The 19,824-nt window shown below is 75.7% G+C and carries 21 protein-coding genes; 13 read left to right on the top strand and 8 right to left on the bottom strand.

Going from position 1 to position 19,824, the window contains the following annotated elements; all coding sequences use genetic code 11:
• Positions 1 to 18 precede the first annotated feature (18 nt).
• Positions 19 to 354, top strand: a complete 336-nt coding sequence (locus B9L22_RS16350; RefSeq protein ID WP_086151170.1) for a DUF6191 domain-containing protein — start codon at positions 19 to 21, stop codon at positions 352 to 354.
• Positions 355 to 418: 64 nt separating this feature from the next.
• Complete coding sequence (locus tag B9L22_RS16345) at positions 419 to 889, top strand: hypothetical protein (RefSeq protein ID WP_143317353.1); 471 nt, start codon at positions 419 to 421, stop codon at positions 887 to 889.
• An 86-nt stretch (positions 890 to 975) separates the two neighbouring features.
• On the opposite strand, the gene B9L22_RS16340 is transcribed toward B9L22_RS16345, so the two are convergent.
• The 4 genes from B9L22_RS16340 to B9L22_RS16325 all read right to left on the bottom strand — a co-directional run bounded on the left by B9L22_RS16340 (position 976) and on the right by B9L22_RS16325 (position 6,032).
• Positions 976 to 2,127 (bottom strand): PLP-dependent aspartate aminotransferase family protein, encoded by a 1,152-nt coding sequence (locus B9L22_RS16340; protein WP_086151168.1) that lies wholly within the window; start codon positions 2,125 to 2,127, stop codon positions 976 to 978.
• 154 nt (positions 2,128 to 2,281) lie between these two features.
• Positions 2,282 to 3,466 (bottom strand): acyl-CoA dehydrogenase family protein, encoded by a 1,185-nt coding sequence (locus B9L22_RS16335; protein WP_086151167.1) that lies wholly within the window; start codon positions 3,464 to 3,466, stop codon positions 2,282 to 2,284.
• A gap of 107 nt (positions 3,467 to 3,573) precedes the next feature.
• Complete coding sequence (locus B9L22_RS16330; RefSeq protein WP_021481110.1) at positions 3,574 to 4,605, bottom strand: hemolysin family protein; 1,032 nt, start codon at positions 4,603 to 4,605, stop codon at positions 3,574 to 3,576.
• Positions 4,602 to 6,032: a hemolysin family protein gene (locus B9L22_RS16325; RefSeq protein ID WP_086151166.1), complete on the bottom strand. Its 1,431-nt coding sequence runs from the start codon at positions 6,030 to 6,032 to the stop codon at positions 4,602 to 4,604. Before B9L22_RS16325 ends, B9L22_RS16330 begins: the two co-directional genes overlap by 4 nt.
• Positions 6,033 to 6,273: 241 nt before the next feature.
• Between B9L22_RS16325 and B9L22_RS16320 the strand changes: the two genes are divergently transcribed.
• The gene (locus B9L22_RS16320) at positions 6,274 to 7,443 is read left to right on the top strand and encodes a D-alanine--D-alanine ligase family protein (protein WP_086151165.1); all 1,170 of its coding nucleotides are present in this window, start codon (positions 6,274 to 6,276) and stop codon (positions 7,441 to 7,443) included.
• A 44-nt stretch (positions 7,444 to 7,487) separates the two neighbouring features.
• Here the strand turns inward: B9L22_RS16320 and B9L22_RS16315 are convergent, their stop codons facing one another.
• The gene (locus B9L22_RS16315; protein ID WP_233140196.1) at positions 7,488 to 8,039 is read right to left on the bottom strand and encodes a DUF3515 family protein; all 552 of its coding nucleotides are present in this window, start codon (positions 8,037 to 8,039) and stop codon (positions 7,488 to 7,490) included.
• Between the two features lie 64 nt (positions 8,040 to 8,103).
• Here B9L22_RS16315 and B9L22_RS16310 point away from each other — a divergent pair, with 64 nt between their 5' ends.
• Positions 8,104 to 9,096: a thiamine-phosphate kinase gene (locus tag B9L22_RS16310; protein WP_086151164.1), complete on the top strand. Its 993-nt coding sequence runs from the start codon at positions 8,104 to 8,106 to the stop codon at positions 9,094 to 9,096.
• 9 nt (positions 9,097 to 9,105) lie between these two features.
• On the opposite strand, the gene B9L22_RS16305 is transcribed toward B9L22_RS16310, so the two are convergent.
• Positions 9,106 to 9,621, bottom strand: coding sequence for a GNAT family N-acetyltransferase (locus B9L22_RS16305; protein WP_021483587.1), 516 nt, complete (start codon positions 9,619 to 9,621; stop codon positions 9,106 to 9,108).
• A gap of 154 nt (positions 9,622 to 9,775) precedes the next feature.
• Positions 9,776 to 9,967: a 50S ribosomal protein L28 gene (rpmB, locus tag B9L22_RS16300; RefSeq protein ID WP_024840757.1), complete on the bottom strand. Its 192-nt coding sequence runs from the start codon at positions 9,965 to 9,967 to the stop codon at positions 9,776 to 9,778.
• Between the two features lie 319 nt (positions 9,968 to 10,286).
• Here rpmB and B9L22_RS16295 point away from each other — a divergent pair, with 319 nt between their 5' ends.
• Genes B9L22_RS16295 through rsmD form a run of 3 tightly spaced genes read left to right on the top strand, consistent with a single transcriptional unit; the run spans position 10,287 to position 15,058 of the window.
• Positions 10,287 to 12,122, top strand: coding sequence for a DAK2 domain-containing protein (locus B9L22_RS16295; RefSeq protein WP_086151163.1), 1,836 nt, complete (start codon positions 10,287 to 10,289; stop codon positions 12,120 to 12,122).
• On the top strand, positions 12,119 to 14,377 hold the full coding sequence (gene recG, locus B9L22_RS16290; protein ID WP_086151162.1) for an ATP-dependent DNA helicase RecG: 2,259 nt from the start codon (positions 12,119 to 12,121) through the stop codon (positions 14,375 to 14,377). Before B9L22_RS16295 ends, recG begins: the two co-directional genes overlap by 4 nt.
• Before the next feature lie 36 nt (positions 14,378 to 14,413).
• A complete protein-coding gene (rsmD, locus tag B9L22_RS16285) occupies positions 14,414 to 15,058 on the top strand; it encodes a 16S rRNA (guanine(966)-N(2))-methyltransferase RsmD (protein ID WP_086151161.1) in 645 nt (214 codons plus the stop codon).
• A gap of 140 nt (positions 15,059 to 15,198) precedes the next feature.
• On the opposite strand, the gene B9L22_RS16280 is transcribed toward rsmD, so the two are convergent.
• Positions 15,199 to 15,936, bottom strand: coding sequence for a GNAT family N-acetyltransferase (locus tag B9L22_RS16280; RefSeq protein ID WP_158097224.1), 738 nt, complete (start codon positions 15,934 to 15,936; stop codon positions 15,199 to 15,201).
• Between the two features lie 87 nt (positions 15,937 to 16,023).
• Between B9L22_RS16280 and coaD the strand changes: the two genes are divergently transcribed.
• The 6 genes from coaD to mutM all read left to right on the top strand — a co-directional run bounded on the left by coaD (position 16,024) and on the right by mutM (position 19,820).
• The gene (gene coaD, locus B9L22_RS16275) at positions 16,024 to 16,524 is read left to right on the top strand and encodes a pantetheine-phosphate adenylyltransferase (protein ID WP_086151247.1); all 501 of its coding nucleotides are present in this window, start codon (positions 16,024 to 16,026) and stop codon (positions 16,522 to 16,524) included.
• A gap of 23 nt (positions 16,525 to 16,547) precedes the next feature.
• A complete protein-coding gene (locus tag B9L22_RS16270) occupies positions 16,548 to 17,132 on the top strand; it encodes a hypothetical protein (RefSeq protein WP_233140195.1) in 585 nt (194 codons plus the stop codon).
• Positions 17,133 to 17,412: 280 nt separating this feature from the next.
• Positions 17,413 to 17,931 (top strand): YceD family protein, encoded by a 519-nt coding sequence (locus B9L22_RS16265; protein WP_198947330.1) that lies wholly within the window; start codon positions 17,413 to 17,415, stop codon positions 17,929 to 17,931.
• A gap of 2 nt (positions 17,932 to 17,933) precedes the next feature.
• Positions 17,934 to 18,128 carry a 50S ribosomal protein L32 gene (gene rpmF / locus B9L22_RS16260; protein WP_021482203.1) on the top strand — a complete coding sequence of 65 codons (195 nt, stop codon included), beginning with the start codon at positions 17,934 to 17,936 and terminating at the stop codon, positions 18,126 to 18,128.
• A 5-nt stretch (positions 18,129 to 18,133) separates the two neighbouring features.
• On the top strand, positions 18,134 to 18,883 hold the full coding sequence (gene rnc / locus B9L22_RS16255) for a ribonuclease III (RefSeq protein WP_051028283.1): 750 nt from the start codon (positions 18,134 to 18,136) through the stop codon (positions 18,881 to 18,883).
• A complete protein-coding gene (gene mutM / locus B9L22_RS16250; RefSeq protein ID WP_086151159.1) occupies positions 18,876 to 19,820 on the top strand; it encodes a bifunctional DNA-formamidopyrimidine glycosylase/DNA-(apurinic or apyrimidinic site) lyase in 945 nt (314 codons plus the stop codon). Before rnc ends, mutM begins: the two co-directional genes overlap by 8 nt.
• Positions 19,821 to 19,824: the final 4 nt, after the last annotated feature.

The following is a 19,824-nucleotide window of genomic DNA, read 5'->3' as shown; positions in this document are numbered from 1 at the left end:
TGCCGCTACCCTCGGGGGATGCTGCAGGGGATCGGTGGTGCGTTCTTCGCGGTCGCGCTCACGGGACTGGTCGTCGTGGGGATCGTCCGCTTCACGTCCGGTGCGGAGGCGCGGGCCCGGCGTTCCGAGGGCGCGGGCGAGAGCGCGTCGTCCGGCATGTTCGGCGAGATCGTCGAGATCTTCCAGCCGAGCCGGACGCACCTCACCGAGGAGAAGGAACGTCAGCGGCTCGACATCGTGCAGCGGCCGGCGGAGGGCCGGCCGTTCGACGTCGACCTGGACGGCGGGGTCTTCTACGTCCCTCGGGAGCAGTCCCGCCGCGGCTCCCCGGCACCTGAGCCCGACGCGGGCTAGGGTGCGGTGACCCACAGGTGGTGGTGCGCGGGCCGTGGCGGCCTGCGCGGAGAGGATCCAGGGCGTGCGTGACGAGCATCTGTTCGGGATCCGCCTGCACCCGGTGGCAGCGAGGACCGACCTCGACCCCGGGGCCCGCGAGATCGGCGTCGTCCACGACGGAGAGCTTCTGGTCATGGAGCACGAGGACGGGTCGACATGGGTGCGGGACGTCGCGACGGGCGACTCGTCCCCCCTCAACCGCGACCGGGCGGCGACCGAGGGGTTCCTGGAAGCGTTCGCGGAGTACCTGAGCTCCGGGCAGCCCGCCCCCGGACCGACGACGATGACGGCCGAGCAGGCCGCGGAGCGTCTCCGCGCCTTCCGGGCGGGGGAGGTTCGTCCGCCGTCCCGTCCGTCCGGGCGCAAGGCTCCCTCGCACCGCGCACGGCTGCGGACGCTCCGCACGAGGCTGCGAGCCATCGACAGCGCCGCGACCGGGCCGGACTCCTGGTGGAGCGGTCCCCTCGAAGAGGCGGAGAACGACCTGCTCTGAAGGAGTCGGAGCGTGGCGGCGCGGAGCCGGAACGACGCACGCGCCGCCGCGGCGCCGCGCGGCCGCGGCCGTGGCCGTGGCGCGCGTCAGTCGACCGCGCTGCGCAGCGCCCGGTCCAGGTCGCGCCAGAGGTCCTCGACGTCCTCGACGCCCACCGAGAGTCGCAGCAGGTCCTCCGGGACCGTGCGCGACTCGGTCGCGAACCGGCGTCGGCGCTCGAGGCTCGACTCGACCCCGCCCAGGCTCGTCGCGGGTACCCACAGCCGGACCGCCGCGACGACGGCGTCCGCGCCCGCCGCGCCACCCCGCGGGCGCACGCCGAGGATCGAGCCGTACCCGGTCATGAGGCGCGTCGCGCGCTCGTGACCCGGGTCGTCGGGCAGGCTCGGGTGCCGCACCTCGACGACGTCGGGGTGCTCGGCGAGCCGGCGCGCGAGCTCCGCCGCGTTCTGCTGGGACCGCTCGACGCGCAGGGCGAGCGTGCGCAGGCCGCGCAGCGCGAGCCACACCTCGAACGGCCCGGGGATCGAGCCGTGGAGCGTGCGGTAGGCACGCAGCGCGGCCGTGAGCTCCGGCGTGCGCGCGACGGCCGCCCCCAGCACGACGTCGGAGTGCCCGGCGAGGTACTTCGTCACCGAGTGCACGACGACGTCCGCGCCGTGCGCGAGGGGCTGCTGGCCGAGCGGCGTCGCGAACGTGTTGTCGACGGCGGACAGGACCCCGCGCTCGCGCGCCGCCGCGAGCAGGGCGGGCAGGTCGGCGACCTCGAGCATGGGGTTCGTCGGGGACTCGACGAGGAGGAGCGACGCGCCGTCGAGGGCCGCGACGACCTGGTCGGTGTCGGCGACGTCGACGCGCACGACCTCGACGCCGGCCCGTGCCGCGAGGTCGTCCGCGAAGCCGAGCGACACCTGGTAGGCGTGGCGCGGCAGCACGACCTTCCCGCCCGCGGGCACGGCCGAGAACACCGCGGCGATCGCCGCCATCCCGGAGCCGAACACCACGCCGGGGTGCTCCGCGCCCTCGAGCGCGGCGAGCGCCTCCTCGAACGGGTGCCACGTCTCGGTGTCCATCCGGGTGTACAGGAGCTCGCCCGGCTGCTGGACGCCCTGCGACACGTACGTCGAGGACAGCACGATCGGGGGGTTCACGGGCGCGCCCTGCGACCGCTCGGGGCGTCCCGCGGCGACGGCGACGGTCGCGGGGGACAGGGCGTCGGGGACGTGCGGGTCGCTCATGGCGGCAGCGTACGCTCGGCCGCCCGACGAGTGCCCTGGGCGACCACCCCCTGACCGGGCGACCAGGCGATCACGGTCGGCCGAGCAGGTCGTCCTGGTGCGTCGTGCGGCCGGGACGAGCCAGGACCACCTGCTCGGCGTCCGGTGGTCCGCGTCAGGACAGGGGGCCGAGGAGCGACTGGGCGACGGTCGAGTGGGCGGACTCGTCGTCGGACGGGTGGAAGATCCCGGCGAGGACGTCGCGGTAGAGGCGGCCGAGCTCGTTGCCGGCGAAGTAGCTGGAGCCGCCCGCGACCCGCACCATCTGGTCGACGACGGTCTTCGCCGTCTCCGTCGCGCGCACCTTGAGCCCCGCGGTCGCGCGGAACCAGCCCGCGCCGCGGTCGACGAGGGCGTCGAGCTCGGCCGCGACGGTGTCGATCTGCGGCCAGACGGCGTCGAGCGCGAGCGCGGCGTCGGCGAGGCGCCAGCGGACGTCCGGGTCCTCGGAGAGCGGCGCGCCGTCGTTCTTCATCGACGTCCGACGGCGGGCCGCGGCGACGCCGAGCTCGAGCGCACGGTCCGCGATGCCCGTGTACACCGACGCGAGCAGCGTCTCGAACGTCGTGAAGATCCCGACGACGAGGGGGTCCAACGTCGGGCCCGGCGGCAGACGCCGGACGACGCGCTCGACGGGGGCGAACGCGCCGTCGAGCACCGTGGAGCGCGACTGCGACGCGCGCATGCCCATCGTGTCCCAGTCGTCGAGCACCTGGACCCCGGCGTCGCGCGACACGAACGCGTGCACGAGGCGCGGGGCGTCGCGCGACTGGGTGTCGAGCCCCAGCACGCCGAGCCGCGTCCACGCGGGCGAGTTCGACGTGAAGATCTTGCGGCCGTGGAACGTGTACCCGCCCCGCTCGTCCGGGCGGGCCTCGGTGCGCGAGCCGAGCAGCACGAGGTCGTTGCCGCCCTCGGAGTACCCGAACCCGAAGACGCCCCCGCGGACGGCGTCCTCGAGCAGCCAGTCGAGCGACGCGTCGCCGCGCAGGTGGAGGTAGCGCGCGACGCCCGTCCACACGTGGTGCATGTTCACGGCGAGCGCCGTCGCGGGGGCGGCACCCGCGAGCCGCGCCTGCTCGTGCGCCAGCTCGCGCAGGGTGAGGCCCGCGCCGCCGAACGACTCCGGCACGAGCGCGCGCAGGTACCCGGCCTCGGTGAGCGCGGCGAGGTCCTCGGTGAAGAACGCGTTGTCGCGGTCATAGCCCGCGGCCCGGCCGCGGATCTGCTCCAGCAGCTCGTCGGAGAGCAGCGTGCGCGGCGTGGGGAACGGGGCGGGGGACGGGACGGGCGTGGGCATGGCCTGCCTTCGGTCTCGGGACGGACGGTGGAGGGGTGGACGGGGAAGGGCCCCGGCGACGTGCGTCGCCGGGGCCCCTCCACCGTACGGCGGCCGGTGGCCGGCCGTCAGCCCACGAGGACGGGCACCGGGTCCTCCGGGTGGGGGAGGATGCGGCGCAGGACGTCCGCGAGCGTCACGACGCCGACGAACCGCTCGCCGTCCATGACGACCGCGAGCTGCTCGCTCGACTCGCGCATGCGCGCGAGCGCGGCGTGCACCGTGGTGCCGGACTCCAGGACGAACCCGGGGCGCGCGAGCTCCTTGGCCAGCCGGTCGTCCGGCTCGAGGAGCGTGTCGCGCACGTGCACGACCTTCGGGACCACGCTCCCGTTCTGGACGAGGATGCGCAGGTGGCCCGAGCGGGCCGACGCGCGTCGCACGTCGGCCGCCGTCGCGTCGGCGGGGACCGACGTGGGCCGGCTCCCGGTCGGCACGAGAGCGTCGACAGTGAGGGTCTCGAGCTCGATCACGCCCGAGATCTGCGCCCGGTACGACGCCTCGAGCGCGCCGACGTTCGCCGAGTGCTCGACCAGGTGCCGCAGGGTCGCGGCGTCCTGCCCGCCACCCTCGACGTTCTCCACCGGCTCGACGCCCACGGCCCGCACGCAGCGGTTCGCGAGCTCGTTGAGCCAGCGCAGGAGCGGGCGGAACGCCCACATGAACCCGCGCATCGGCAGCGCGAGCAGCGTGGCCGACCGCTCGGGGTGGGCGATGGCCCACGACTTCGGTGCCATCTCGCCGACGACGAGGTGCAGGAACGTCACGACGATCAGCGCGAGCACGAAGCCCGCGACGTCCGCGGCCCACAGGGGCGCGCCCCACGTCTCGAAGACGGGCGTGAGCCAGTGGTGGACGGCGGGCTTGGTGATGGCACCGAGCGCGAGCGTGCACGCGGTGATGCCGAGCTGGGCGCCGGCCATGAGGAGCGTGAGCTCGTTCGAGCTGCGCAGCGCGGCGCGCGCGGCGCGGCTCGTGGGGGCGGCGTCCTCGAGGCGGTGCCTCTTGGCGCCGAGGAGCGCGAACTCCACGGCGACGAAGAACGCGCTGAGCGCGATGATCGCGACGGTCGCCGTGACGACGACCCAGGGGTTGCTCATCGGGTCTCCTCCGCGGCGTCGGTCGGGTGCGCTGCCTCGCGCGCGGTCGGGTGCACGACGACGTCGACGGGGACGTCGCCCCGCCGCTCGACGAGCCGGACGCGCACGAGACGCGGCACGTGCCGCTCGACCGACAGGACGTCGACGAGGAGCGCGCGGTGCACCGGCTCGTCGTGCACGAGGTCGGCCGGGTCGTCCGGGAGCGGCACCTCGATCTGGTCGCCCGCGCGCGGCAGGGCGCCGTGCTGGGCGATGAGGAGCCCGGAGACCGTCTCGTGGTCGCCGCGGGGCAGGTCGTGCCCGAGGGCGCGCTCCGCCTCGTCGACGTGGACGTCGCCGCCCATGACCCACACGCCGTCCTCCTCGGCCGTGACCGTGGCGGGCTGCTCGGGGTCGTGCTCGTCGGTGATCTCGCCGACGAGCTCCTCGGCGAGGTCCTCGACGGTCAGCACGCCGGTGAAGCCGCCGTACTCGTCGATGACGCACGCGAGCTGGTTGCGCGTGGAGTTGAGCTGCGCGAGGGCGTCCGGGAGCGTCATGGCGGTCGGCAGCACCACGGCCTGGCGCATGAGCGCCGTGACGGGGGCGTCCGCGGGCAGGTCGGTCGCGAGGACGTCGGCGAGCTGGACGACGCCGAGCGGCTGGTCCGTGTCGTCGACCACCGGGTAGCGCGTGTGGGCGCGGGCCATGAGCTCGCGCACCTCGGCGACGGTGGCCTCGGGCCGGACGGTCCCCACGCGCGAGCGCGGGATCATCGCGTGCTCGACGTCGCGCTGCGGGAAGTCCAGCACGCGGTCGAGGAGCACGGACAGCTCGTCGGTCAGGTTCCCGCTCTCGCGCGAGTCGGCCACGATGTGCTCGAGGTCGCGCGCGGTCGCGGTGTTGTCGACGTCGTGGACGGGCTCGATCTTGAGCATCCGCAGCAGCGCGTTGGACGCCTTGTCGAACACCGCGATGAGCCAGCCGAAGACCGTGAGGTACGCCGACGTCGAGCGCGCCAGACCCTTCGCGAGCGGCTCGGGCCGCGCGATGGCGAGGTTCTTGGGGAACAGCTCGCCGAAGAGCATCTGGATGATCGTCGACAGCACGAGCGCCAGGACGGTGCCCACCGCGACGCCGACACCCGTCGGGACGCCGACGCCGCCGAGCATGGTGCCGAGCGACTGCCCGATGAGGGGCTCGGCCACGTAGCCGACGAGCAGGCCCGTCACCGTGATGCCGAGCTGTGCGCCGGACAGGACGAAGGAGGTGCGCCGGGTCACGGCGAGCGCGCGCCGGGCCGACTCGTCGCCGGCCTCCGCCTTGGCCCCCAGCCGGGAGCGGTCGACGGTCATGTAGGCGAACTCCTGCGCGACGAAGTAGGCCGTCGCCGCCGTGATCGCGAGGACCACGAGGAGCCCGAGGAGGAGGGAGAGGAAGGTCGTCATCGTGCCCGCACCGCCGTCCGGTCGTCGGGGACGCGTGGGTGCGTCCGCTCGCTGCCGGGGCCGGTGCGGCCGGGACTATGGTCGGGGTCGTCGGCCGCGGGGGCCTCGAGAGTCGTGTCTTCCACGGCACTCCCAACGCCGGAGCCTCCCGGATCGTTCCCGGGATCTCGCCGGGATGCTCGCCGGATCTCGCACCGGCGCGCGTCCGCGCGCGAGCAGGCGTCCGGTAGGGTCGTCGGCGATGTCCAGCCAGAGCCCCGACCGGTCCGTGCCGTCCACCGACGAGCACCCCACCGGCGCCCCCCGCAAGCCCCGCGTCCTCGTGCTGTTCGGCGGGCGCTCGGGCGAGCACGCCATCTCCGCCGCGACCGCCGCGGGCGTCCTGCGCGCCATCGACCGGACGCGCTACGACGTCGTCCCGGTCGGGATCACGCCGTCGGGCGAGTGGGTCCTCGCGGCCGACGAGCCGTCGCGCTGGGAGATCACGGCGGGCCGGCTGCCCCAGGTCGAGCCGACGGGCGAGGAGGTCATCCTCCCGCTGTCGACCGGACGCCGGGACCTGCGGGTGCTCACGCCCGGCGAGGTGCCGCGCGTGCTCGGCGAGGTGGACGTCGTCTTCCCGCTCCTGCACGGCCCCTACGGCGAGGACGGCACCCTCCAGGGCATGCTCGAGCTCGCCGACGTGCGCTACGTGGGCGCGGGCGTCCTCGCCTCGGCGGTCGGCATGGACAAGCACTTCATGAAGCTCGTGCTCGCGGGCGAGGGCCTGCCGATCGCGCCGTACACCGTCGTCAAGCCGGGGGCGTTCGAGCGCGACCCGGAGACGGCGACGCAGGCGGTGGCCGCGCTCGGCCTGCCCGTCTTCGTCAAGCCCGCGCGCGCCGGGTCGAGCCTCGGCATCTCCAAGGTCGACGACCTCGCCGACCTGCCCGCGGCGATCGCGGCGGCGCAGGAGCACGACCCGAAGGTCGTCGTCGAGGCGGGCGTCGTCGGTCGCGAGATCGAGTGCGCCGTCCTCGGCGGACGCGGGGGAGCGCGGCCGCGCGCGTCCCTGCCGGGGGAGATCGTCGTCACGGGCGAGCAGCACGACTTCTACGACTTCGAGGCCAAGTACCTCGACGAGGCCGGGGTCGAGCTGTCGTGCCCGGCCGACCTCCCGGAGCACCTCGTCGAGCGCGTGCGCGAGATCGCCGTCCGCACGTTCGAGGCGGTCGGCGCGGAGGGACTCTCGCGCGTCGACGTGTTCGTCACGCCCGACGAGCAGGTCGTCGTCAACGAGATCAACACCATGCCGGGCTTCACGCCGTTCTCGATGTACCCCCGCATGTGGGAGAAGTCGGGGCTCAGCTACCCCGACCTCATCGACGAGCTCGTCGCGCTCGCGCTCGAGCGGCCCACCGGCCTGCGCTGACCGCGCGGGCGACGGGCCGGCGGCGCCCCGGAACGGGCACCGGCTCAGCCGACGTCGCCCACCCCGACGCACGCGCGCGTCTGCGGGACCTCCATGACCGCGCGGCCCAGGTCCGCGATGAACGACGTCGAGTGCCCCTCCGTCACGGCGGGCGGGACGACGACCTGCACCGCGGGGTCGCGCCCGTAGGTGGTGAACGTCCACGTGCCCTCGTCCTCGACGACGAGCCAGTCGACGCTCCCCCCCTCGGACACGACGCTCTGGCACGCCGTCGTCGTGGGCCCGGGCACCTCGACGCCGCACCGCAGCGTCACCGCCGCGCCCGGCTCGCCCCAGGCGGCCGTGGCCTGGCTCGTCGTGCCGACCTTCGGCAGGTCCTCGCCCAGCGAGTCGGGCAGCGCGAGCACGACGTCCGCGCACAGCGGGTTCTGGGCGTCGTCCGCCACGGGGACGCCGATGCGCGGCGCGCACGCGGCGGTCGTCGCCACGACGCCCAGGAGCGCGGGGACGGCCAGGGCGCGGACGAGCCGGCGCCGGGACGGCCGGGACGACCCCGGACGGGCGGAGGGGGAGCGGGGAGGGACGACGTCGAGCACGCGACCACCGTAGCGGCCCGCGACGGGTGCCCGTGACCGCCCGGGCGGCGACTAGGGTGGCCGCGTGAGCGAGACGCCCCTGCTGGTCCGCGACGTGCCTGAGGAGGCGCTCCTCGCCCGGATCTTCCCCCTGCTGCCCACGGCCCCCTCGACGCTCGTCGGGCCGGGGGACGACTGCGCGGTCGTCGCCGCGCCCGACGGCCGCTACGTGGTGTCCACCGACGTGCTCGTCGAGGACCGGCACTTCCGCCGGCGCTGGTCGACGGGCTACGACGTGGGCCGGCGCGCCGCCGTGCAGAACCTCGCCGACGTCGTGTCCATGGGCGCGCGGCCCGCGGCGCTCGTCGTGTCGCTCGTCATGCCGGGCGACCTGCCGGTCGACTGGGTCACGGGGTTCGCGCGCGGGCTGGCCGACGCGTGCACCCCGCTCGGTGCCGCGGTCGTGGGCGGCGACCTGTCCGGAGGGGACCAGGTCGTGGTCGCCGTGACCGTCCACGGGGACCTGGAGGGACGCGAGCCGGTGCTGCGCGGCGGGGCCCGGGCGGGCGACGTCGTCGCGCTCGCGGGGACGCTCGGGCGGTCCGCCGCGGGTCTCGCGCTGCTCGACGCCGGTCGCGCGGACGTCGACGACGCGCTCGTCGCCGCCTACCTGCGTCCCGACCCGCCGCTCGCCGCGGGCCCGGTCGCGGCCGACGCCGGGGCCACGGCGATGATGGACGTCTCGGACGGCCTGCTGCGGGACGCGGGGCGGGTCGCGCGGGCGAGCGGCGTCGTCGTGGACCTGGACCCGGCTGCGCTCGCCGCCGACCGTGCCGGGCTGCGGGACGCGGGCGCCGCGCTCGCGCGCGAGGACGACGGGGCGGAGCTCGTCGACGGGTGGGTCCTGTCCGGGGGAGAGGACCACGGCCTGCTCGCCACGTTCCCCGCGGCGGTACCGCTCCCGGCCGGGTTCCGCCGGCTCGGCACGGTGCGTCCCGCGGGCGACGACGGCCCGGGCGTGCGCTTGGACGGCGCGGTGCCGCGCCGGTCGTCGGGGTGGGACCACTTCCGCGCGTGAGCGCGGGCGTCAGCTCCGGCGGTAGCGGACGGCGGTGAGGTCCTTGCCGCCGATGTCGTCGCGGCGCTCGACGCCGTCCGGGCTGAACCCGTGCCGACGGTAGAACCGGCGCGCGCGCTCGGCGTCCTCGAGGACCCAGAGCGTGACGGTGGTGCCGGGGCCCACCTCGCCGAGCATGGTGCGCATGAGGTCGCGCGCGACGCCGCGGCCCCAGGACTCGGGGTCGAGGTAGATGGCGTAGATCTCCAGGTCCCCGGGCTCGGCGTCCTCGTCGCGACCGGGGCCGAGGGTGGCGAAGCCGATGGTGCGGCCGTCGGCGTCGGCGAGCCAGGTGCGCGCCCCGGCGGTGCCGAGGCTCTGGACCCAGTGCTTCTCACGCTGGTCGTGGTCGAGCGAGGCGAGGTACTCGTCCGGCACGATGCCGGCGTACGCGCCGCGCCACGACGCGATGTGCACGGCCGCGATGGCGCGCGCGTCCGCGGGGCCGGCCGGGCGGATCGTTACCTCGCTCAGTTCCGTCACCATGAACAAAGACTGCCACCCGGGCGGGGATACACCAAGCCCGTTTGTCCGGATCCTCAGGAGATCTTCGGAGCGCGGACGTCCGGCGACCGGGGCCACGGACGACGAGAGCGCCCGCCGGGGACCGGCGGGCGCTCTCGTGGAGGAGTCGCGCGACTCAGGCGGGGCGGGTGACCTTGCCGGCCTTGAGGCACGAGGTGCACACGTTGAGGCGCTTGGGCGTCCCCGCGACCACGGCGCGCACGCGCTGGATGTTCGGGTTCCAGCGGCGCTTCGTGCGGATGTGGGAGTGCGAGATGCTGTGCCCGAAGCCCGGGCCCTTGCCGCAGACGTCGCAGTTGGCAGCCACGGTTTCTCCTGATCGTCGTGCACGTCGCGCACGCAGCGGCGACGTCCTGAATGGTCTGTAGGGTGTCCGGCCCGGTGTCCCTCGGCGGCTCCTCGACGACGTCGAGGGCGCGCGAAGCACCCGGGCAACCTCGTCAGGGTAGCCGATCCGAGGCCCTCAGCTCAAACCGGGTCCGCGTCGCACGGATCACGCCGGACCCGGGGCGGCTCGCCCCACGACCGGGGGCCGCGTTGACTACCGTGGTCCCGACGACCGCCGGGTCGTCCGACCCGCCGCGCGCGGCCGGGCCGTCCCCCAGCGTACGAGGAGCCGTCCCGACGTGAGCCCCGGAGCCGACGTGGTCGACGCCGCCGTCGTCGTCGCGTGGGGTCGTGGCGGTGTCCACGCCCTCGCCCAGGCGCGCGCGTCGCTCGACCGCGTGAACGTCTTCCCCGTGGCCGACGCGGACACCGGCACGAACATGTACCTCACGCTGCTCGACGCCGTGCGGGCGCTGCCTGCGGGCACGGCGGACGCCGCGGGCCCGGCGGACGGCGCGGGCGACGTCCTCGTGCGTCTCGCGCGCGGGGCGCTCGTCGGGGCGCGCGGCAACTCCGGCGTCATCCTCAGCGAGTACCTGCGCGGGCTCGCGCTCGAGCTCGCCGAGCACCGGACGGTCTCGGGCGCGGCGCTCGCCGTCGGCCTGGACCGCGCCGCGCGCACGGCGCGGGGTGCCGTCGCGCGCCCGGCGCCGGGCACGATCCTCACCGCGGCGGACGCGGCGGCCCGCGCGGCCGCGGACGTGGTCACGGACGGCGACTCCTCGCCCGGTACCGTCGCCGCCGCCGCGCGGGACGGCGCCCGCGCGGCGGCGCTGCGCAGCACCGACGAGCTCGACGCGCTGGCACGGGCGCAGGTGCTCGACGCCGGGGCCCTCGGCCTCGTGCTCGTGCTCGGCGCGCTCGTCGCGGCGCTCGACGAGCGGACCGGCGGAGCGGACCGCACGCAGATCGACGAGCCGGGCCGCGGGACCGTCGACGCACGCCTCGACGAGCCCGGCGCGGCGCCGGTGACCCCCGCGCCGGTCGTGTCGGAGGTGCTGGGCATGATGTCCGGCATGACGCCGGTCACCGGGTCGTCCGTGGGGGCGGCGTCGGGGACCGAGGCCGCGCACGAGGGGGGCGAGTTCGAGGTGATGTACGTGGTCGACCTGCCGGGCGGTGCGCTCGCGGGCGCCGCGGGCGCGTCCGCGGCACCGGGGGAGCGGCTGCGGTCCGACCTGTCCCGGATCGGGGACTCCGTCGTGGTCGTCGGCGGCGCGGGCGACGACGGGTCAGGGCTGTGGCAGGCGCACGTCCACACCGACGACCCGATGGCGGCGGTCGTGGCCGGACGGGCGGTGCTCGCCGACGCCCAGGGCCGCGCGTCGCGGGAGGGAGCGGGGGCGCTCGTCGCGCTGCGGCAGGTCCGCGTGCGCCACCTGCCGGGGGCGCACGGGCACGGCCATCTTCCGGAAGCGGCGGGCGTCACGGCGGACGGCGGCCCGTCGGACGAGCCGGGGCTCGTCGCGGTGACCAGCTCACCGGGGCTCGTCGCGGACCTCGCGCGCGCGGGCGCTGTCGTGCTCCTGCGCGACGAGCCCGGTGCCCCCGACCTCGCCGCGCTGCACCGCGTCGCCGTCGACGCGCGCGCGGCGCACGTCGTGGTGCTGCCCGGCGGCGACCTCCCCGAGGAGGACGTCGCGACGCTCCGCGCGGCCCTGCGCGAGGACGGCGTCGAGTCGCTCGAGGTGCTCGCGGCCCCGACGGACCTGCACGTGACGGTCGCGCTCGCCGCCGCCCAACTGGTCGACGGCCCCGGACGCGTGCACGCCGTGCGGTCCGCTCTCGCCACGGTGCGCACGTCCCGGGCGTCGGCGGCCGGGACGGACGACCCCGAGGCCGCGCACCGGCTCGTCGGGCTCCTGGAGGGCCTGCTCGAGCGTCCCGCCGAGGTCGTCACGGTCCTCGCGGACGACGACGTCCCCCTCCCGGCGCTCGACGCGCTCGCCCCCGCGGCCGCCCGCGCCGGGGCCGAGCTCGTGCTCCTGCGCTCGGGCCGGGACGGCGGCACGGTCGCGGTCGCCGCGGAGGGCGTCGTCGTCCACCACGGCACGGACGAGGCGGTGGGCGCATGACGGACCGGCTGGCCGAGCCGCTGACCCGCGCCGTCGGGACGCGCAGCGCGGGGCCGCTCGCGAAGCTCGGCCTCGAGACCGTGGGCGACCTGCTGCGCCACTACCCGCGCCGTTACGGCGACCCCGGCCGTCTCACGGACCTCGGCGGGCTCGCCCTCGGCGAGCACGTGACGATCGTCGCCCAGGTCCGCAGCGCGACCGTCCGGCGCATGCGCAACCGCGCGGGCGCCATCCTCGAGGCAATCGTGACGGACGGCCCGCAGCAGCTCTCCCTCACGTTCTTCGCCAAGAGCCCCAACGTGCTGCGCTACCACGAGCAGCGGCTCGCGCCGGGGCGGCACGGCCTGTTCACGGGCGTCGTCGGCCTCTACCGGGGCACGCGCCAGCTCACGCACCCCGACTACAAGATCATCGGCATGGACGACGACGCCGAGGACGCCGAGAGCGCCGTCCTCGAGGCGAGCAGGCCGATCCCCATCTACCCCGCGAGCGGGAGCATCCCGAGCTGGAAGATCCAGCCGGCCGTGCGGACGGTCCTCGACCCGCTGCGCGAGGAGGACGTCCCCGACCCGCTGCCCGACGCCGTCCGCGAGCGGCGCGGGCTCGGTACCCGGCTCGAGGCGCTGCGCGACGTCCACGAGCCGTACGACGAGAAGCAGTGGCGGCGCGGTCGCGACCGGCTGCGGTACGAGGAGGCGTTCGTCCTCCAGGCCGCGCTCGCGCAGCGGCGTGCCCGGGCCGCCGCCGAGCCCGCGACCGCCCGCCCGCCCCGGCCGAAGGGCGAGCCGGGCATCCTCGCGGACTTCGACGCGGCGCTGCCGTTCACGCTCACGCAGGGACAGCGCGAGGTGGGCCGGGAGATCGCCGACGACCTCGCGCTCGCGCGCCCCATGCAACGGCTCCTCCAGGGCGAGGTCGGCTCCGGCAAGACCGTCGTCGCGCTGCGCGCGATGCTCCAGGTGATCGACGCCGGCGGCCAGGCGGCGCTCCTCGCGCCCACCGAGGTGCTCGCCGCGCAGCACGCGCGGACCCTGCGGGCGCTCCTCGGGCCGCTCGCCGAGGGCGGGTTCCTCGGGGGCGCCGACCACGGGACGCGCGTCGCGCTCCTCACCGGCTCGCTCGGCGCCGCGGCGCGCAAGGAGGCCCTGCTCGACGCCGCGAGCGGCGCGGCGGGGATCATCGTGGGCACCCACGCGCTGCTCTCCGAGCACGTGCAGTTCGCCGACCTCGGGCTCGTGGTCGTCGACGAGCAGCACCGGTTCGGCGTCGAGCAGCGTGACGCCCTGCGGGCGAAGGCCCGCACCTCCCCGCACCTGCTGGTCATGACGGCGACGCCGATCCCGCGCACCGTCGCGATGACCGTGTTCGGCGACCTCGAGACGTCGTCGCTCACGGAGATCCCCGCCGGGCGGTCGGGCATCACGACGCACGTCGTGCCCGCCGGGAACCCCACCTGGATGGAGCGGACGTGGGCGCGCGTGCGCGAGGAGGTCGACGCCGGGCACCGCGCGTACGTGGTGTGCGCCCGCATCCACCCGGACGAGCCGGACGCCGACGCGGGCGGGACGGGGGACGACGACTTCGACGACGTCCCGGACTTCCTGCTCGACCCCGAGGCGCCCGACGCCGTCGAGCGGCCGCCGCTGCGCGCCGTGCTGGAGGTCGCGGAGGAGCTGCGCGCCCACCCGCGGCTCGCCGGGCTGACGGTCGGCGTGCTGCACGGCCAGATGCCGCCCGCGGACAAGGACGCCGTGATGGCCGACTTCGCGTCGGGAGCGGTCCAGGTGCTCGTCTCCACGACGGTCGTCGAGGTCGGCGTCGACGTCCCGGAGGCCACGGCGATGGTCGTGCTCGACGCGGACCGGTTCGGCATCTCCCAGCTCCACCAGCTCCGCGGGCGCGTCGGGCGCGGGTCGGCCGCCGGGCTGTGCCTGCTCGTGTCCACCGCGCAGCCGGGCACGCCCGCCGCGACGCGCGTCGAGACGCTCGCCCGCACGACGGACGGGTTCGAGCTCGCCACCGTCGACCTCGAGCTGCGCAGCGAGGGCGACGTCCTGGGCGCCGCGCAGTCCGGGCGCGCGAGCTCCCTGCGGCTCCTGCGCGTCGTCAAGGACGCGGACGTCATCGAGACCGCGCGGGCGGACGCGGCGGAGGTCGTCGCGCAGGACCCGGACCTCGCGGACCACCCCGCGCTCGCCGCCGCAATCCGGGAGCAGCTCGACCCCGAGCGCGAGGAGTTCCTCGAGCGTGCGTGACGGCGGGGCGCCGCGGCGTCTGCGTAGGGTGGGCGCGTGACGAGGATCGTGGCGGGAACAGTCGGTGGGCGCACGCTGCAGGTCCCGCCCCGCGGCACGCGACCGACGAGCGAGCGCGTGCGGGAGGCGATCTTCTCCCGGCTCGAGCACCTCGGCGTCGTCGACGACGCGCACGTCCTCGACCTCTACGCGGGCTCCGGCGCGCTCGGCCTCGAGGCGGCGAGCCGCGGCGCGGCCGACGTCACGCTCGTCGACTCCGCGCGGGTCGCGGCCGACGTCGCACGACGCAACGTCGCCGCCCTCGGCCTGTCGAACGTGCACGTCGTCGCGCAGCCGGCCGAGGCGTTCGTCGCCGGCGTGGCGGCGGCCGCGGCGCAGCGGTCGGCGGCCGGGGACGCGGCCGGAGCGGCCGGTGCGTCGTCCCCGGGCCGTGCGGGCCACGGCCCCTTCCACCTCGTGCTCGTGGACCCGCCCTACGACGTGACGGCCGAGGCGCTCGAGCGCGTCCTCGCGCACCTCGCCGTGCCCGGCGTGCTGGACCCGGCCGCCGTCGTCGTCGTCGAGCGCTCGACGCGCACGCCCGAGCCGACGTGGCCCGCCGGCTGGGAGCTCGTCGCGCACAAGGACTACGGCGAGACCGCGGTGTTCTTCGTCGGCCCGGAGCTCCCCGACGACGCATAGCCCGCCGCCCACCCGTGTCCGGCCCCACGTTCCCGTCGACCAGGTGGTTCTGGCTCGTCCGGGTCGGTTGACGCACCCAGACCGCCTGCTCGGCCTGCCGGGGCTGCCTGGTAGTGGGGGCGTCCGCGAGGCCGGAGGGCTCAGGCCGTCGGGGCTCGGGTCTCGGCCGGGATGAGGGTGCCGACGGGCACGGTCGCGAGGGCGGCGGGGTCGTCCGGGTCGACGAGGCGCACGCGGTCCCCGCCCGCGGCGTCGAGCAGGCGGCGGGTCGCGGCGTCGTCGGCGAGCGTGCCCTCGCTCTCGCGGAGGTTCTCCGCGAGGAAGGCGCGCAGCGGCGCGGCCGGGACGTCGTCCTCGGCGGCGTGCGGCCCGAGGGGGAACGACACGAGGAGGAGCGCGGGCACGCGCTCGCCGCCCGGGCCGTCGCCGGGCTGGAAGTAGGGGAGCGCCAGGACGCGCGCCCCGAGGCGCGCGTAGAACCGGAGCCGCGCGACGGGGTCGCCGTGGGCCTCGCTGCCGGTGTGGTGCGCGGGGTGCTCGACCTCGCCCACGACGACGAGCGGGTCGAGCGAGCGCCAGTCGTCGAGCGCCGTGGTGACGAGACGGCGGCCCACGCCGCCGCCGCGGCGTCCGGGGGCGATCGCGAGGTAGAGCACGAGGAGGACGCGCGCGTCGGCGAACCACTCGCCGACGACGCCGGCGACGACGCGGCCCTCCTCGACCACGCCGAGGCTGCGCAGCCGCCCGCTCGCGTGGGCGTCGAGCAGCTCCTGCTCGTCGACGAGCTCGGCCGGGGGGAACGACGGCACGAGGACGTCGCGGTGCAGCGAGCGCAGCAGCGCGGGGTCGGTGAGCGGGACGACGGCGGGGGAGGTCACGTCGACCATCGTCGCGCCCGACGCCGGTCGGCGCGCGCCCGGCCGCGCCGCCCGGGTCCGGCGGCCCCCGTGTACTACCGTGACGAGGTGACCACAGCCGTCTGTCCCGGGTCGTTCGACCCGATCACCCTGGGCCACCTCGACATCGTCCGCCGTGCGCGCGCCCTCTTCGACGAGGTCGTCGTCGGCGTCGCGCGGAACGCGTCGAAGTCGGCGCTCCTGAGCGTCGACGAGCGTGTGGACCTCGCGCGGTCCGCGGTGCGGGACGCGGGGCTGGACGGCGTCCGGGTCGAGGTCGTGCCGGGGCTGCTCGTCGACTTCTGCCGCGACGTCGGTGCGACGGCGGTGGTCAAGGGCCTGCGCGGCGGTGCCGACTTCGACGCGGAGCTGCCGATGGCGCTCATGAACCGGCACCTCGCGGAGGTCGAGACGGTGTTCGTCGCGGGCGACGCGGCGCTCCTGCACGTCGCGTCGTCGCTCGTGAAGGACATCGCGCGGTACGGGGGACCGGTGGACGACCTCGTCCCGCCGGGGGTGGGCGACGCCGTCCGGGCGGCGCTGGCACGAACGCAGGGGACCAGCAGGTGAGCACGACGGGAAGGACCGGGTACGTGAGCGAGCAGCAGGACCGACGGCCGACGCACGAGGACCGCGCGGGCGAGGAGGCGCAGGTCGGGTTGAACGCGATCCTCGACGACCTCACGCACCTCGTCGAGTCGGCGCGCACGATGCCGATGTCCGCGTCGGTGCTGGTGCACAAGGGCGACGCCCTCGCGCTCCTGGACGAGCTGCGGGGCGCGCTGCCGGAGCAGCTCGCGCACGCGGACGAGGTGCTCGCGCAGGCGGACGCCGTGCTCGAGGACGCGCACCGGCAGGCGGAGGAGATCCTCACGACGGCGCGCGCCCGGGCGATCGAGCTCGTGCAGACGGAGCAGGTGGTGGTCCAGGCGGAGGCGCGCGCCCGCGACATCGTCGACGAGGCGCAGGAGGCGGCGGCCGTGCTGCGGCGCGACGCCGACGACTACTGCGACCGGCGGCTCGCGGACTTCGAGGTGGACCTCGGCAAGCTCCTCGCGCAGGTCCAGGCCGGCCGCGCGAAGCTCGCGGACCGGCTCGGCGACCGCTTCGGCGACGCCGACGAGTCGCCGTTCCCGGCGACGATGCGCGAGCGCGGCGGGGAGCGCGCGGCCCGCTGACGAGCGTGCCGGTCGCCGGGCCCGACGACCGTCGCGGTCGCCACCGCGAAGGTGGCGACCACGGCGTCCGGTGACGTAAGATCGATGTTTGGCTCGTCGCGTCACGCGTCGACCCGTGCCTGGCAGCCGCCGTCGAGCGGTCGCCGGCCCCCGACCATCGTTGACCACCGTCCGCGGGCACCCACGCCTGCGGGCTCCGATCCTGGAGCGCACCATCACCGCCGAGAAGACGTCGCCGCTCGTGCTCGACACGCACGAGCTCGGTCGGCGACCCGGGAGCATGCTGACGGTCCGCCGGACCGTCCCCGCGCCGGCCGACCTCGGGACCGCCGTCATCGGCATCCCCGAGGGCAGCGAGCTCGAGCTCGACCTGCGTCTCGAGGCCGTCATGGAGGGTGTGCTCGTCTCCGGGACGGTGACGGGGCGCGCGTTCGGGGAGTGCGTGCGCTGCCTCGACACGGTGCACGAGGACGTCTCGGTCGAGCTCGGCGAGCTGTTCGCCTACCCGGAGCGCGCGAAGGCCGCCGAGGAGTCGGGTGACGACCTGGAGGACGCCGAGGACGTCTACGAGCTGGACGGCGACCTCGCGGACATCGAGCCCGCGCTACGGGATTCGGTCGTCACTGCACTACCATTCAGTCCGGTGTGCCGAGCGGACTGCCCGGGGCTGTGCTCCGAGTGCGGTGCGCGCCTGGCGGACGACCCGGGCCACACCCACGAACTTGTCGACCCTCGGTGGTCGGCGCTGGAGAGCATGTTCGACACCTCGAACGTGTCCGACGAGACGAAAGAGAGCTAGCCGTGGCTGTTCCGAAGCGCAAGATGTCGCGCAGCAACACCCGTGCGCGTCGTTCGCAGTGGAAGACGACCGCCGCGAACCTCACCACCTGCCCGCAGTGCAAGGGCGACAAGCTGTCGCACGCGGCGTGCCCGACGTGCGGTACCTACAAGGGCCGCCAGTACGCCGAGGCGCTGCGCACCGAGCACGCAGGCTGAGGCGCGTGGCACCGGCTGCACCGGCATCCGGTCTTCTCGAGAAGCTCGGGGTCCATCTGGACCCCGAGCTTCTCGTGCTTGCGCTCACGCACCGGTCGTTCGCGCACGAGAACGGCGGCATCCCCACGAACGAGCGTCTCGAGTTCCTCGGTGACACCGTCCTGGGGCTCGTCGTCACGGAGACCCTCTACCGCCGCCACCCCGACCTGTCCGAGGGCGAGCTCGCCAAGATGCGGGCCGCGACCGTCTCGCAGAAGTCGCTCGCCGCGATCGCGCGCCGGCTCGGCCTGGGGCAGTACGTGCTGCTCGGCAAGGGCGAGATCCGCACGCGCGGCAACGACAAGGACTCGATCCTCTCCGACACGGTCGAGGCGATCATCGGCGCGGTCTACCTGAGCCACGGCCTGGAGCCGGCCCGCGGGCTCGTGCTCGGGCTCGTCGAGCCGACGCTGTCGGCGGCGGCGGGTCTGGGCGCCGGGCTCGACTGGAAGACGTCGCTCCAGGAGGCCGCGGCCGCGGCCGGGCTGAGCGCGCCGTCGTACTCGAGCGACGCCGTCGGGCCGGACCACGCGCGGGTCTTCACGTCGTACGTGCACCTCGACGGCCGCCTCTACGGCACGGGCAGCGGGACGGCGAAGAAGTACGCCGAGCAGGAGGCCGCGGAGCGCGCGTACCGCGCGCTCGCGGCGGAGCAGGCCGAGCGCGAGGCGGCGTCCGCGGCCTCGCCGGTCGCCGCCGAGGACGCCGGTGCCTGAGCTGCCGGAGGTCGAGACCGTCCGTGACGGTCTCGCCCGCCACGTCGTGGGTGCCCGCGTCGTCGACGTGGAGGTGCTGCGCGACTACAGCGTGCGGCGCCACGAGGGCGGGCCGGCGGGCTTCCGCGACGAGCTGCTCGGTCAGCGGCTCGGCGCCGCGGTGCGCCGCGGCAAGTTCCTCTGGCTCCCGCTCGAGCCCGCCACCGGGTCCGACGACGGCCCCGCCGCCGCCCTGCTGGCCCACCTCGGGATGTCGGGACAGCTCCTCGTCCGCTCCGGCGTCGCGCTCGCCGACCGCTCGCCGCACCTGCGGGTGCGCGTGGTGCTCGAGCACGACGACCGCACCGCGTACGGTGCGCAGGCGCTCGACTTCGTCGACCAGCGCACGTTCGGGCACCTGTCCGTCCAGGACCTCGTCCCGACGCCCGACGGCGCCCCCGGCGGCCTCGGCTCCGACCTCGCCGCGGTCCCGGCGCCGGTCGCGCACATCGGCCGGGACCTGCTCGACCCGTCGCTGCGGCGCGACGACGTGGTGGACGCGATCCGGCGTCGTCGGACGGGCGTCAAGCGCGCGCTGCTCGACCAGACCGTCGTGTCCGGGGTCGGCAACATCTACGCGGACGAGGCGCTGTGGCGCGCCCGGCTGCACTACGCCCGCGCGACGGACACGCTGCGCCGTCCCGAGGCGCACCGCCTGCTCGACGCGGCGGCCGAGGTCATGACCGAGGCCCTCGCGCAGGGTGGCACGAGCTTCGATGCGCTGTACGTCAACGTGAACGGGCAGTCCGGCTACTTCTCGCGGTCGCTCGCCGTGTACGGGCAGGAGGGCGAGCCGTGCCCCCGGTGCGGCACGCCCGTCCGGCGCGACGAGTTCATGAACCGCTCGTCGTACACGTGCCCGCGGTGCCAGCCGCGCCCCCGCAACGGCCGCTGGTAGACCC

The organism is Cellulosimicrobium sp. KWT-B (assembly GCF_002127155.1).
Classification (GTDB): Bacteria; Actinomycetota; Actinomycetes; order Actinomycetales; family Cellulomonadaceae; genus Cellulosimicrobium; species Cellulosimicrobium funkei.
The sequence above is the reverse complement of the archived record's forward strand: the minus strand, read 5'-3'. Positions and strand labels throughout refer to the sequence as shown.

Excerpts from the sequence above, each read along its gene's own strand:
- B9L22_RS16305 (WP_021483587.1), bottom strand. The coding sequence starts at position 9,621 with ATGGTGACGGAACTGAGCGAGGTAACGATCCGCCCGGCCGGCCCCGCG.
- B9L22_RS16265 (WP_198947330.1), top strand. The coding sequence starts at position 17,413 with ATGCTGACGGTCCGCCGGACCGTCCCCGCGCCGGCCGACCTCGGGACC.
- B9L22_RS16330 (WP_021481110.1), bottom strand. The coding sequence starts at position 4,605 with ATGAGCAACCCCTGGGTCGTCGTCACGGCGACCGTCGCGATCATCGCG.
- B9L22_RS16320 (WP_086151165.1), top strand. The coding sequence starts at position 6,274 with ATGTCCAGCCAGAGCCCCGACCGGTCCGTGCCGTCCACCGACGAGCAC.
- B9L22_RS16340 (WP_086151168.1), bottom strand. The coding sequence starts at position 2,127 with ATGAGCGACCCGCACGTCCCCGACGCCCTGTCCCCCGCGACCGTCGCC.
- B9L22_RS16335 (WP_086151167.1), bottom strand. The coding sequence starts at position 3,466 with ATGCCCACGCCCGTCCCGTCCCCCGCCCCGTTCCCCACGCCGCGCACG.
- B9L22_RS16350 (WP_086151170.1), top strand. The coding sequence starts at position 19 with ATGCTGCAGGGGATCGGTGGTGCGTTCTTCGCGGTCGCGCTCACGGGA.
- B9L22_RS16325 (WP_086151166.1), bottom strand. The coding sequence starts at position 6,032 with ATGACGACCTTCCTCTCCCTCCTCCTCGGGCTCCTCGTGGTCCTCGCG.
- recG (WP_086151162.1), top strand. The coding sequence starts at position 12,119 with ATGACGGACCGGCTGGCCGAGCCGCTGACCCGCGCCGTCGGGACGCGC.